The organism is Leptothoe kymatousa TAU-MAC 1615 (genome assembly GCF_018739865.1).
GTDB classification, from domain to species: Bacteria; Cyanobacteriota; Cyanobacteriia; order Phormidesmidales; family Phormidesmidaceae; genus Leptothoe; species Leptothoe kymatousa.
In genome coordinates, this window is the sequence record NZ_JADOER010000004.1 from 55208 (window position 1) to 68506 (window position 13299).

Consider the following 13299-nt stretch of genomic DNA (forward strand, 5'->3'; position numbering starts at 1 on the left):
TGTTGATGGCTGACACCATGGGCAGATCGGTTCATCCTTAAAACCAGCAACGGTGATTTCCTGATGCAGTCTCTTCCATACACGTGGGAAAAGGGCGTATTGCCCGTTTCCATACGGCGTATTGCACACCTGCATACGGTCGTATTGCTAGTGTGCCGTACGATTTATGTTTTGGGGAAGGCCGTGGCTCGCATCCGTATCTAGTAGCCAATAGAGGGCTCCCTGGGGGGCAATTAATCTGGCTGGATACAGGGCGCTGTCTGCGGTGGGTGCAAAGACTTGGGCCAGGGCGTTTTGTTTGTTGCTGCCAGCTACCAAAAAGAGGACGTGGCGAGCCTGGTTGATCAGACTGGCGGTGAAGGTGATGCGGGGCTGATCGTCTTTTTGGCCAACGGTGATCCAGCGGTCGGTTGCTTTGAGCGCTGCCGTGTGGGGAAAGAGGGAGGCTGTGTGGCCATCGTCTCCCATGCCTAACAAAATGATGTCAAACTCAGCGGGGGTATTTAAGCTGCCCTGGAAGCTTTGCAGCAGATCTTGTTGATACTGATCGGCACTGGCTTGGGGGGGGGCCGTGTCTGTGGGGACGATAAAGATATTTTCAGCAGGAATTGGGACGTGGCTCAGCCAGGCTTCCTGGGTCATTTTGGCATTGCTGTCGCTGTGGGTAATGGGCACATAGCGTTCATCGCCCCAATAGATATAGAGCTTCTCCCAAGGTAAATCGGTTTTGGCTAGGGCCTGGTAAAGCGGTTTGGGGGTGCTGCCACCGGACAGGGCAATGGTGCATCGGCCACGGGTTGAGATCGCAGCCCGAATCAGTTCGATTACCTGTTCGGTAGCCGCTTGCACCAGGGCAGCTTTGTCAGCAAATACATGCACCTGGGGCGCAGACTTGTGGATAGAGGGTGGGGCGACGGTCATAGGTCAAAATCACCAGTGTCAATATGCTAAAGACGGCTTGAAAACCACCTTTTTATGAACGCTAGCGCAGCTTTCCCAGGACACCTCATACTCTTAATAGACTTTGTATTATTCTGAGGGGCATTAAGGAAGGGGCTGAAGGGGGAGGTGTGATTTCTATTGTTTTGCCATGTCTAAACGAGATCAGGCATGGTTATTTACCCAACATTCTAGATAACCTGGCGTTACAACCTGGAAATAAGCAAATCATCATTGTCCTGAGCCCGAGTACGGATGGTACCTACGATGTGATTAATCAACATCCTGCGGCTAGAGACTTTAAGGTGATCGAAGCTGAGGCTGCCAATCGCGCCCAGCGATTAACCATTGGGATTGAAGCGAGCCAAGGTTCGATTGTGCTATTGCACCATCCGGCTACGCTACTGCCCCCCCAGGCCCTGGGGCAAATCGAGACATTAATGGCCGATGGCACGGTGGTGTGGGGGGGCTTTCGCCATAGTTTTGACTTCGACCATTGGCTACTAAAGTTTACGTCCTGGTATTCCACCACCCAGCGTCCGCACGCTAGCGGCATCCTTTATCTAGATCACTGTATTTTTGCGCGGCGGCAGGCATTGCTGGATATTGGCGGTGTGCCCGATATGGATATTTTTGAAGATACGGCCCTGAGTAAGGCCCTGGGGCAGTATGGTCCTCCGCGGTTGGTTGCCGGTACCATCGTCACCTCGGCTCGCCGTTTTAGGGAACGCGGGCTTTATCGCCATGCGGCGCTGAATCAGTTGCTTAAGTTGATGTACTACGCTGGTCTAGATCCTAAAAAAATGAATTGGCTCTACGAAGGTAAGAGCCAAATTAACGTAAGCTACAACGAACGAAAAAAATAGATATATCGATTGCTTAAGTGGGCGATGCATAGTTTAGGGGTGGTTCTACCCTTGGCCTAGTCCCTAGGTAAGCTTTGCCAACCCTATTGCTTTTTCCATGTCTCGTACCTATAAAGCCACTGGTATTAACTTAAAGGCCTCTCCCATGGGGGAGAACGATCGCCTGATGACCATTTTGACGAAGGAGCATGGGTTGCTGCGTGCGATCGCGCCGGGGGCCCGCAAGCACAAGTCACGTTTGGGAGGGCGCAGTGGCCTGTTTGTGGTGAACGAGCTCATGCTGTCCAAGGGGAAGTCCCTAGACAAGATGATTCAGGCCCAAACCCAGCAGTCCTTTCCGGGGCTGAGTCGCGATTTAGCCCGATTGACCGCCGGGCAATACTTGGCAGAGTTGGTGCTGTGCGAGGCCAGCGAACAACCCCAGGAAGAATTATTTGAGCTATTGGTGGCCCATCTAGAACGCTTGGAGACAGCTTCAGCGGGGACCGTATTAGCCTGTTTGGCCCAGGGGACATTTCATATATTGGCCCTGGCTGGGGTGGCCCCAGAACTGCGTTACTGCTGTGTCAGCCGGAAACCGATTCAACCCCGTTTAGATCGTGGGGACAGTCCCTGGCAGGTGGGGTTTAGTATCGCCGCTGGAGGCGTGATTACCCTAGAGCAGCTAGAACGGTTGGAGAATAATGCGGGGCCAGCGGATTATGACGCAGGACGGCGCAAACGCATTTATGGCTCGCTAACCACGACAATTGGCGCGGCAGAGCTGGCGTTGTTACAACAATTAGCCCAACCAGAGCTTGTGTTCACCCAGGATCGTTCTTTAACATCTATAGGGGGAGTGGATGCGGCTCCCCACGGTTTGTGGCGTCGGGTGGAACGTTTGCTCAGGAACTATGCCCAGTTTCACTTTGATCGTCCCATTCGCTCTGCTGCGCTAATCGATAGCTGCTTTGCTTCACCCGCTTATGCTTCGTGAGTCCGACGCCAATGAATCATCTAAGCTGCCAGATGCTGACCAGCAGTCGGCAGCTGACAAGATAGATGTGGGCTCACTGACCGAGCAGAACGGCAGGGCCACTGAGGCCCAGGCGGCATCCCCGCAGCCCGCCACCGGCTTTTGGCCGGTCTTAAAAAATCGAAATTTTCTGACTCTGTGGGGCGGTCAGGTCTTTTCCCAGCTGGCGGACAAGGTGTATTTAGTGCTGATGATTGCCATCATCGCGAGTCAATATCAGCTGCCGGGGCAAACCATCAGCGGCTGGGTATCGGCGGTGATGATTGCGTTTACCATTCCGGCGGTGCTGTTTGGGTCGTTGGCTGGGGTATATGTCGATCGCTGGCTCAAGCAGCCGGTGTTGGTGTGGACCAATATTTTTCGGGGGGCCTTGGTGATTGTGCTGCCCCTACTGTTGTGGCTCAGCCACGACTGGGGAAATGTTGCTGGCATTCCCGTGAGCTTTTGTTTGTTGCTGGTAATTACCTTTTTGGTATCTACCCTGACCCAGTTTTTTGCCCCGGCTGAGCAATCGACGATTCCGCTGATTGTGGAAGATCGTCATTTGCTGTCGGCCAATTCGCTTTACACCACCACCATGATGGCGTCGGTGATTATTGGCTTTGCCGTGGGGGAACCGCTGCTTGCGATCGCAGATAAACTCATGGCGCCCTTAGATCACGGCAGTGGCATTGGCAAAGACATTTTGGTGGGCCTCAGCTACTGTTTGGCGGGCCTGATCTTAATTGCCATGAATACCGGCGAGGCTGCCGAAACCCTGCAGCGCGATAGCCACGTGTTGACCGATATCAAGGATGGTCTGACCTACATCAAACAGCGTCCCCCCATTCGTAATGCCATTATTCAGCTAGTCCTACTATTTTCAGTGTTTGCCGCGCTGGCGGTGCTGGCGGTGCGTTTAGCGGAAGTCATCCCCGCCCTGAAGTCATCTCAGTTTGGTGTTTTGTTAGCCGCTGGCGGTGTGGGCATGGGTATTGGTGCCGCCATCATTGGGAATTTGGGTCACCGTTTCAAGCGTCGTCACCTGAGCATGGTGGGCCTATTGGGCATGGGGGCCGCTTTAGCAGGGTTAGCAACTACCATTCACAGCCTGGGGTTTAGCCTGGGGCTGATTGCGCTGCTCGGGGTGTTTGCCGCTGCGGTGGGCATACCGATGCAAACCACTATTCAGGAGCAAACCCCAGAAGATATGAGGGGTAAAGTATTTGGTCTGCAAAATAATCTAGTCAATATTGCGTTGAGTCTGCCTTTGGCATTGGCGGGGGTGGCGGAAGCGTTCTTTGGCCTGCGGCTGGTGTTATTTTCCCTGGCGACCATTGTGGTGTTGGGTGGTTTGTTTACCCAAACGGTGTTTACGGTGCCCGCAGAATCGACCGCTGATGCCCGTACTTAAGAGTGGATCACGCGAAGGCTGGGGACACGAACCCCTGAGTAAATTCTAAAATCCTGATAAAGTCGTATAAAGTATTCGTACGGCTGCTTAAGCAATATTAAGTTTATGAACTTGGTCTGGGGCTTGGGCACAACAATCTCGCCGCAGGGCAATTCCCCAACGGTTGCAAGCGTTAAGCCGTCAATGTTTGCTTTGGTTATTACGTTTGAAATAACCCTTTTTATAAACACTTATATAGCCACCCTGTTAGATGCATATTGCATGGATTGGTAAAAAATCCCCTTTTTGTGGAAATGTTACCTACGGTCGAGAGATTACCAACGCGCTACTAGAGCGTGGTTACCGGGTGACGTTTTTGCACTTTGCAACGACTGAAGAATCTGAAGGAGAGCAGGGTGGCTATGAAGAAGTTTCGCTGCCATTTATCTTCAAGTCCCAAATTTTAATTATTCCTAGCTTTCGGTCAGCCCGTCGGCTGGCGGAGGTGTTGGCGGAACTTAAGCCCGATTTAGTCCACGCCTCGTTATCCTTATCCCCGCTAGACTTTAAGCTGCCAGAAATTTGCCATGAGCTGGGTATTCCCCTGGTGGCTACTTTTCATCCTGCCTTTGACCGCAAACGCCGTAATTTAACGTCGGGGACCCAGCATTTTACCTATCAGCTCTATGCCCCTCGGTTGGCGCACTATGACCGAGTGATTGTATTTTCTAGAATCCAGCAGGAGCTATTGGTGAAGTTGGGGGTGCCCCTGGAGCGGGTGGCGGTGATTCCCAACGGTGTGGATGTGTATCGCTATTCTCCGGGGACTTCCCCCATTAAAAAGGAGCTGCGGGCCCGGTATCTGTATGTATATCAAGGGCGGCTGGCCATTGAAAAAAATGTTGAGTCGATGCTGAAGGGCTGGAAGCTGGCCAATTTGGGCCCTGACCATAAGCTGGTAATTGTGGGCAGTGGCCCCTTGGAACTGGCCTTGAAAACGGCCTATGGTGCCGATGATTCGGTGATTTGGTTGGGGTTTGTGGCGGATGAAAATCGCCGCATTGAAATTTTGCGGGGTGCGGATGCGTTTATTTTGCCGTCCCTGATTGAGGGATTGTCGCTGTCTTTGTTGGAAGCGATGGCCTGTGGGGCGGCCTGTATCGCCACAGATGCGGGCGCTGATGGTGAGGTGTTGGAAGATGGGGCGGGCATTGTGCTAGATACCCAGCGGGTGGCCCAACAGCTGCATACGATTTTGCCCCTGTTGCGGGACCATCCAGAAATGGTCTCGCTGTTGAGTAGCAAGGCACGGCAGCGGGTGTTGGATCGTTACACCTTGAGTAAAAACATTACCCAGTTGGAAAATTTGTATGCCCAGATGGTGCCCAGTAAGGCTCGGTATTCCATCCCTCAGCAGGTGGGACGTCTCTAGCGCGGGCGCTGGCTTTAGCTGGCCCAGGCCTCCGGGGCTAGCACGCTGTTCAAAATTTCTAAATCCTCAGGTCGATCCACATCCCGTAGTTGTTCTAGGGTGGCAACAGAAAGATTTAGGGTCTTTGCGATCGCAACCGTTTGGGCAAACACCTCACTAGTGCCCCAGGAAATATTTTCAAACAGTTGGGGCTGGGGATGATTCAGACCAATCATGTAGTAGCCACCGTCTGCGGCTGGCCCCAGCACCACATCATGGGTTTTAAGCAGCCGAAATGCCTGCTTAAAATGGCTGTTCTTTAGCTGGGGGCAGTCCGCCCCAATGGCCACCACCGCCTCCATCTCCAAGCCAAAATTATCCACAAAGGCCTGGTGCAACCGATTGCCCAAATCCCCAGCAAACTGGGGTAAATAGGTAAACTGTCGGCCTAGCCAGGTGCGCATTTGGGCGAGTTCGCCACCGGCAAAATGAACCTGCCGGTCAATCTCTGGCCCCAGGAAAGCCATTTCCCCAGCCATGGCTTCCGTCATCCTGCGCTGTAGTGCAGCGGCCTCGACCGCACCTAGGTGGGGAATCAGTCGAGTCTTGGTATTCCCAGCTTTGGGATACCGGGTAAACAACATTAGGCAAGCGTTTATCGCCACGATAATTCTCTATTTTAATTTTTCTTTATTATCACTGTTTGTTCAATGACCAGTCGTAGTCGAAGTAACTAACCTTGTACTCACCCGCTTCTAGATAGGCCCGTTCCTCTGCACTCACGTAGTTGCTAATAAAGTTCAGCACAGCGCGCTCTTCTTTGCTGCCCGTAAACCCACTATCCACTCCGTAGCTAGGGATCCAATCGCCACCAAACCAGCTAAAAATTTTAGATAGCTTGACCTCACCGCCCTCTTGGTCGATCTTTAGACCATCGGGCCTTGCTAGCCACTGGGTCACCTGTTCATCTAGCTGTTCATCTAGCTGGGCGCCGGTAAAGGCCTGATTGCGCAAGGGCGGGCAGCTAATGGCGGCACAGACAATGGCGGCGTGGAGACGGGGTTCATCAAAGTCCACCCGCAGCACATCATGCTCAATTTCGTTGAGTGTTTTTTCTGTTTGCCGAATGGGATGTTTCCGCAGACGCCATACCCCAGTAATATCCTTAATGCTCGACTTGAGCGGCGTTTGATCAACAATGGACTTGAGCGTAAGAGAGTTATAGGCGTTAATCCAATAGGCAATTTGTTCCGCCTCACTCCAGCCGCTGACGGTGGCTTCGTCAACGGTGGCTAAACCCTTGTTGAAGGTATCCAATACCTCCCGAGACTGTTGCAAATCAACGTAGTTAACCCAGCCTTCGTCATTGACGTAGGTGCTTAAAACATCATCGTAAATGGTGTAGTCAATCCCCTGGGCAGAGGCAATCTCCACCTGGGCTGAGGGGGTATTGGCGGTGGTGTCGGGGCCGGTGGAACACCCCACTAGGCCAACGGAGAACGCCAGAATAAGGGCTGATAAATACTTATGCTGCATAATAATTTTGAAAAAATCGTAGGGGGAATATGTGGATCAAGCCTTAACTGGTAATCTCTCACGGCCAACTGAATGCAGCCTGAGATGCGGCTTAAGTTCTGTTCAATTTTGGGGTTAACCCCAGCTTGGGCCAGGTGATTTTGGCGCTGCTCCAGGCAATGCCCAGGACAAAGGGCCACCATAAAATATGGCGCTGGGCCTCGGGCAAAATCCAGCTGTAGTCTTCCTGGGCAGACATATATAGCAGCGTGAAGTACACATAGGCTGAGAGACTAATCAGTCGAATCCCTAGGTTGCGGCTGAACACTAGAAAAGGCATGAGCCAGCTCAAGTACCAAAAGTGAATGATGGGGGAAATTACCATCAAAAAAATCAGATACCATTCGGTGAATTTGTGGAACGTATGGGCCCGCAGCAGCAGCCACACAACGACTAACGCCAGGGGAAAGGCATAGAGCCAGTTGGCCCAGCGTGAGGGTTCCCAAAGTTGTTCAACAATATAGGGAATCAGTTCAGAACAGCGCCCGGTAACAACGAAGGACGACCCAAATTTTACTAATGGGCAAGATGTGGGACTACAAAATGGCACGGCGGCCAGGACCACGGGCCCTAGGCCGAGGATGCCGCTGCCTAGGGCCGTGGCGATGCGCCCTCGCCGCAGGGCATGCCACACCACAAAGGCGAGCACCGGTAGGGAAATCCATTTCACGGCGATGCTAATGCCCACAAAAAAAGCACTGCCTAGATAGGTGAAGGGGGGGAGGGTGTCTGCGGCGGCACCGGGGCGATCAAACCATAGCCAGGCCATCACCAGGGGTAGCACAAACCAGCTGTCGTAGTGGCCCCCACCGGCAAAGCTATAGAGCACTAGGGGGTTCCAGGCATAGAGGAGGGTGGCCCGATGGCCAAAGCGACGGCTCAGCAGCCAGCACACGGCTAGGTCGGCGGCGGCAAAGGCGGCCTTGAACAGGGGGACCCATAGGCCAATGCGGGCTAGGGTTTTGAACCCAAACTGGGTGACGGGGGGATAAATGGCTGAGGCGTAGGGGTGGTTAATTTGGTCCCACCATTCGGTGCGCAGCGGCTTAAGCACATCGGCCATGGGGGAAAAATCGTAGGGGCTAAAGCCCTGGAGCTGAACGTAGCCCTCCCATAGGTAGCGCCAAATGTCATTGCCGGGGTACATGGTGAGGAGCAGCAGTCGGGTGGCGATCGCAACTCCCCAGAACCAGATGCCGGGAACGCTGCGCAGCATCCAGGCCAAGATAAACCCCACCCCCATGATGGCGCTGCCAATCCAAAAGTGAATGACCGATGTGGGTTCGCTAAAAGCACCGTGGGGCAAGGTGTAGATGGTGCCTGCCACAAGCAAAAAAGCACTCAGAAAGAGCAGCCCCGGCTGATGCTTTTCTGGGTTGGGGGTGGCGCCGCCGCGCCAGAGATTGTGCCAGTACAGCTGGGTCAGGGTGGACAAAATAATGGTGCCGGCTTGGATGCTGCCGCCAAGGGTGCCGGAAATTTTGGATGTGCCCCCCTGGCGCGGCAAGTAGTTGACGGGCAGTTCGCAAATGCGCAACCCGCATTCGACGGCGCGGGCCTGCATTTCCACGGTCCAGCCAAAGTTGCGATCGCGCATGCCAATTTGGTCTAAGGCCGTTTTGCGGATTAGGCGTAGGGGGCCTAAATCTTGAAAGCGATGGCCCCAGCCAAGGGCAATCAAAGACCCCGACAGCCAATTGCCAAAATTTTGCACCGGGCTCAGCTGTTTGCGCCCTGCTGCTGTGCCCCGGCGATTGCCCAAAATCAAATCGTAACTTTGCCGCTGGGCCAAAAACTCCGGCAATTGCCCCAAATCATCACTGCCGTCCGCATCACAAAATAAAATCCATTCTATGGCGGTGGGCATGGCCTGCAGACCTGTCCAGCAGGCTTGCCCATAGCCCTTTATCGGTTCTTGCACCACCTCGGCCCCGGCTTGGGCTGCCACCTGGGCTGTGCCATCGATACTGCCGTTATCCACCACCCGAATGTGGTTTAACCCCTGGGTCTGCAGGGCCTGAATCACCTGGGGGATGGTCGCCGCTTCATTCAGCGCTGGAATAATAACTAACGTATTGTCTAAGGTCATGGGCTGCCACGAAACTGCGCTGGGCTTATTAAATAGGGTGTGGCTGAAATTCTGCTGAGCTTTTTAACAGCAAATTCTCAGATATCGGCAGTTATGTGGGGGGTATGCGGTCATTTTCTCAGCCAAACATCTTAAGTTCTCCGTGCCAATTCCTCTGCTACCAATTACCCTCTGTAAACTGTAGTAGCGGTATGTAGGAGTGGTCCATGGCAACAGCAGCAAAACCAACAACGATTATCGATCCGCAGTTGCAAACCTATCGCACTGCCCTGGCGGAACTGCTACAGCGGATGCAGGCCTTAGCCGCCAGCATTAATAACCCGGCCTTGGCGGAAACCACCGACAGCCTGCGCCGCAACATTGATGAACCCTTTTTGTTTGTGGTGGTGGGGGAGGTCAAAGCTGGCAAAAGCAGCTTTGTGAACGCGTTGCTAGATGCGGAGGTGTGCGCCACGGATATTGCCCCCTGCACCGATTCGATTCAGCAAATTGTCTATGGCGATCAAGAGACCGTTGAGCAAATCGAGCCCCATCTGCGCAAGCTGAGTCGCCCCATTGAGATTTTGCGAGATGTGTCCATTGTGGATACGCCGGGCACCAATTCCCTGGTGGATGGCCATCAGGTGATTACGGAACGCTACATTCCCAACAGCGACCTCACCTTTTTTGTTCTGTTTGCCAAAAACCCTTACCAGAAAAGTGCCTGGGACTTTTTGGACTATGTCAGTGTGAACTGGCGTAAAAAAGTGGTGTTTATTTTGCAGCAGGCAGATTTGCTACGGTCTGAAAATTTGGCCACTAACGTTCAGCAGGTGCGGGACTACGCGATTCAAAAACAGATTCCTGACCCGATGGTCTTTGCCACATCGGCGGAAATGGAATTTGAAGGGGATGCGGACAATAGCGGTTTTGCCCCCGTCCGTCAGTACATTCGCGATATGGTCTCCACGGGGGAGAGCTACAAAGTGAAGCTGCGGTCCGTGAGCGGCACCACCCAAAAGCTGATTGAAGCGCTGACGGACGATATCAATATGCTGCAAAAACAGCTGAATGAAGATAGGGCAACGGCCGATGGCATTCGCCAGCAGATTGCTGGGGGCCGGGCGCGATCGCAAACCGAAATTGATACATTAGTGAGTCGCCTTAGCGATCGCTACGACACCATTGCCAGCCGCATCAAACTAGAATTTCGCGATAGCCTGTCTGTGATGACCGTAATGCGTCGGTCCTTTGTCGGCATTTTTAACAAAGAGGCATCGCTGCAGGCCTGGATGAACGACTTCAAAGATCGCTGCCAGGACGAACTCAAAACATCCCTAGAAGAACTTTCCAATGAAGGTGCCCAGCATTTTGTCGATGGCATTCGTCAGCTACTCCAAGGATTAACCGATGACCTGAATGCGGTGCAGACCCATCAGCTTCAAAGCAATGCCATTTCCATCAAAATCCTAGAACGCCGCCAAGAAGTCATCGAAAGCGTTAAAGCCAAAGTCGGCACCCTGCTGACCGATGAGGGGCTAACGCGCACCCTGGGTTCCGAAGCTGAAAGCATGGCCGCCGAAATTGTTGGCGGGGCCTTTGTGGCCGTAGCCGGCACCATTCTCCACATTGTCGAATTTGCCGTAGCCGAGGCCATTATGAACGCCATTGGCATCGCCTTTGCCGGTATCGGCGTCATTTTTCTAGCCATTGGCATTGCCTGGCAGCGCCGACAAATCATTACTAAATTTGAGCAGGCCCTCGATAGCGAAAAAAGTCGCTTCAAAACGGATGTGGCCGATCGCCTCAACCAAAAACTGAGCCTAATTTACGAAGAAGTGGAGCGTATTTTTGTCCAGTTTTACGATTATGTAGAACGCGAAACTGAAGCCGTTGCCCCGGTGCTAGACCAATACGACGCTATCCAAACCGAGGCCAAGGACTTATTTAACGAAATGGCCACTCAAAACCTATTGCAATAGTCTTCTCGATAAAACATGGGGAAAGGATACAGCCATATCAACCTGCATCCTTTCCCCATGCCCTTAAGCTAATAAGTTTTGAGGTAGATTTCTAATCTTCCTTGGGCTCTTCTAGGGATGTGCCACCGCCTGAAGATTCATAGATAGCATCCAGCTGCTCGCGCGCATCTTTGATCGAAATAGAGCGCATTACCAGCAGAGGCTCATCGAGCACATTGCCATCGTCGTCTAACAATTCCGGGTGGGGGACACGGCGGGGCTGCTTGGGTCTAGATGCAGCGACACTGCCAGTGCCTCGCCGGGTTTCGATACCCAGGCTAATAAGATTACGGACTAAATTGACAATTGCCAATACAGCCAGAATCGAAAACGCAAAAATATAGAGTAAATGCAGCATAGGAAGAAGCGTTTGCGCTAATTGTCCTCTGTGAGTTTGTCTGGAGCCGCTTGGGCTTGCTGCTGTCGGAACCGAATCGCCACATTCCAACATTCATGGACCAGCTGATGCCAAGACATTACCACGGCAACATCGACACCAGCTTGGCTGTCGGTTGCCTGAAATAGCGCCTGAGATGCACTCACCAGCTGTTGAGCTTCACGCACCCGAGCCAGCAAATTTTGCTGTTCGTCTTCACCAAGAAAATCAATGGTCTCAGCTTCGAGCAAAGTAATAGAACGACTGAACCAGTGCTGGAAATCGTTCAGGAGGGGTTCTAGGACCGCCTTCATTAGCTTTGTTTCGGGGGCGTTGGGACTGGACATCAGCTGTGTTTAAGCTAAACAGTTAGAGTACTTATGAATGTTTAGTTAAAATCCACAAGCTATTACTAGCTTAAACAGAACCTCCAGAGAATGCCAATTAGCATGTGTATTGAGAAACAATAGGCAATACCAATGAGCTTTCCGTAAGGAGTATTAATTACGGTATATATTAGCGCTATTCTCATTTGAGAATAGTTAAGATATGACATCAATTTTACCGTTACGCTTTGAGCGCATACACCAATACTTATTGCTGGCGGTGTCTCGGCCTGTTTGGGATGCCCTCAAAGGGCGCAGAAATACCGCAATTTTGCTGACTATCCTGTGATTTCTTCTAAGGTTTGCCAGCCAGCTTTCCAAAGCTGTCGATTTTTTAACACCGTAGCGTTAATCCAAAAGCGTACGGTGGGGTCGCAGGAGGCTACCAGTTCAGCGAAGACGAGCTTGCCTTGGTTTTTGCGATTGACAACTTGAAAATGCCGCCAACCCATGGTCCTTTGCTGGGCTGTCCATTTGGAGCCTACTAAGTGGGGAAATTTTTGTTTCTTTGGTTTGGGCATTAGTCGCTGTTATGGCGCTGCTGTGTTGAAGCATGGGTGGGTGGGCAAGCTATCCTCAACCATGGTTTGGCCGAGCGTCGTTCTACGGTGCTCAACCATAGGCTGGCTAGCTCAGAATTTTTTTGAGCCCGCGAATATGCACGGCGCGGCTGGTGATATAGGCGGTTTTGGGTTCTAGCCGGATGTACACTTTGCCCGATAGCAGACCGCGCACATTTTGGCGTCCATAGACAACGATATCTGCTGGCAAATTATCGTCGTCTAGGGGGGTGTAGCCTAGTTCGGCTAGGGGTTGACTGATTTGGTTGAGAAAAACTTTGTGGCCTTTGATGGGTTGCTTGAGGGTAATCGATCGGTTGAAATATAGCCCTAGGAAGCCGCCAACTAGTCCCATGACTAATCCCATTTGGTTGGGGATAGAACTCATGGGGCTTAGATTTAGCACCAGGCTGGCCAGCACAATGGTAATCAGTGTCGTGGTGCCAAAGTAATACAAAAAGGTGAGGGAGTTTTCAGGCCCTGGATTGCTGGTCGTCATAGGGAGGCTGATGCATTATTGTCGTACATGGCAAATCCTTGATGTATTAGGATATTTGCGCGCTAGGGTAGCCTTTGAACGGGCTGGGGACATGGTCAATGGGTTGTCCTACCCTGACAAATAGTATAGGGTTGCGCAATTTGTCGTTACTGATTTTTGAGGGCAAAGCTACCTTTGAAACTGTCTTGTAGCCTGGGTTTGAGGAATATCC

The 13299-nt window shown here is 52.3% G+C and carries 14 protein-coding genes; 6 read left to right on the forward strand and 8 right to left on the reverse strand.

Features of this window, described 5'->3' with window-relative positions; translation table 11 throughout:
* Positions 1–147: 147 nt before the first annotated feature.
* Positions 148–921: a 6-phosphogluconolactonase gene (pgl, locus tag IXB28_RS02780; protein WP_215617029.1), complete on the reverse strand. Its 774-nt coding sequence runs from the start codon at positions 919–921 to the stop codon at positions 148–150.
* 149 nt (positions 922–1070) lie between these two features.
* On the opposite strand from pgl, the gene IXB28_RS02785 reads away from it, so the two are divergent.
* From IXB28_RS02785 to IXB28_RS02800, 4 genes are all read left to right on the forward strand, one after another.
* Entirely contained in the window at positions 1071–1805 is a 735-nt protein-coding gene (locus IXB28_RS02785; protein ID WP_215617030.1) for a glycosyltransferase, read from the forward strand.
* Between the two features lie 97 nt (positions 1806–1902).
* Complete coding sequence (gene recO, locus IXB28_RS02790) at positions 1903–2781, forward strand: DNA repair protein RecO (RefSeq protein ID WP_215617031.1); 879 nt, start codon at positions 1903–1905, stop codon at positions 2779–2781.
* Positions 2771–4213: an MFS transporter gene (locus tag IXB28_RS02795; protein WP_215617032.1), complete on the forward strand. Its 1443-nt coding sequence runs from the start codon at positions 2771–2773 to the stop codon at positions 4211–4213. Before recO ends, IXB28_RS02795 begins: the two co-directional genes overlap by 11 nt.
* 250 nt (positions 4214–4463) lie before the next feature.
* On the forward strand, positions 4464–5624 hold the full coding sequence (locus tag IXB28_RS02800; protein ID WP_215617033.1) for a glycosyltransferase family 4 protein: 1161 nt from the start codon (positions 4464–4466) through the stop codon (positions 5622–5624).
* 14 nt (positions 5625–5638) lie between these two features.
* Here the strand turns inward: IXB28_RS02800 and IXB28_RS02805 are convergent, their stop codons facing one another.
* The 3 genes from IXB28_RS02805 to IXB28_RS02815 form a co-directional block, all read right to left on the reverse strand.
* Positions 5639–6268 (reverse strand): TIGR04282 family arsenosugar biosynthesis glycosyltransferase, encoded by a 630-nt coding sequence (locus tag IXB28_RS02805; RefSeq protein WP_326520929.1) that lies wholly within the window; start codon positions 6266–6268, stop codon positions 5639–5641.
* Positions 6269–6299: 31 nt separating this feature from the next.
* Positions 6300–7139 carry a DUF547 domain-containing protein gene (locus IXB28_RS02810; RefSeq protein WP_215617034.1) on the reverse strand — a complete coding sequence of 280 codons (840 nt, stop codon included), beginning with the start codon at positions 7137–7139 and terminating at the stop codon, positions 6300–6302.
* A gap of 91 nt (positions 7140–7230) precedes the next feature.
* A complete protein-coding gene (locus IXB28_RS02815; RefSeq protein ID WP_215617035.1) occupies positions 7231–9267 on the reverse strand; it encodes a glycosyltransferase family 2 protein in 2037 nt (678 codons plus the stop codon).
* 206 nt (positions 9268–9473) lie between these two features.
* On the opposite strand from IXB28_RS02815, the gene IXB28_RS02820 reads away from it, so the two are divergent.
* Positions 9474–11228, forward strand: coding sequence for a dynamin family protein (locus IXB28_RS02820; protein WP_215617036.1), 1755 nt, complete (start codon positions 9474–9476; stop codon positions 11226–11228).
* 91 nt (positions 11229–11319) lie between these two features.
* Here IXB28_RS02820 and IXB28_RS02825 read toward each other — a convergent pair whose 3' ends face one another.
* Positions 11320–11625 carry a DUF2973 domain-containing protein gene (locus IXB28_RS02825; protein WP_215617037.1) on the reverse strand — a complete coding sequence of 102 codons (306 nt, stop codon included), beginning with the start codon at positions 11623–11625 and terminating at the stop codon, positions 11320–11322.
* 17 nt (positions 11626–11642) lie between these two features.
* Positions 11643–11990, reverse strand: coding sequence for a DUF2605 domain-containing protein (locus IXB28_RS02830; RefSeq protein ID WP_215617038.1), 348 nt, complete (start codon positions 11988–11990; stop codon positions 11643–11645).
* A 202-nt stretch (positions 11991–12192) separates the two neighbouring features.
* On the opposite strand from IXB28_RS02830, the gene IXB28_RS16700 reads away from it, so the two are divergent.
* On the forward strand, positions 12193–12318 hold the full coding sequence (locus IXB28_RS16700; RefSeq protein WP_274609653.1) for a hypothetical protein: 126 nt from the start codon (positions 12193–12195) through the stop codon (positions 12316–12318).
* Here IXB28_RS16700 and IXB28_RS02835 read toward each other — a convergent pair.
* Both IXB28_RS02835 and IXB28_RS02840 read right to left on the reverse strand, forming a co-directional pair.
* Positions 12308–12550, reverse strand: a complete 243-nt coding sequence (locus tag IXB28_RS02835) for a TIGR02450 family Trp-rich protein (RefSeq protein WP_215617039.1) — start codon at positions 12548–12550, stop codon at positions 12308–12310. The two genes, IXB28_RS16700 and IXB28_RS02835, sit on opposite strands and share 11 nt — an antisense overlap.
* Before the next feature lie 106 nt (positions 12551–12656).
* Positions 12657–13088, reverse strand: a complete 432-nt coding sequence (locus IXB28_RS02840; RefSeq protein ID WP_215617040.1) for a hypothetical protein — start codon at positions 13086–13088, stop codon at positions 12657–12659.
* Positions 13089–13299: the final 211 nt, after the last annotated feature.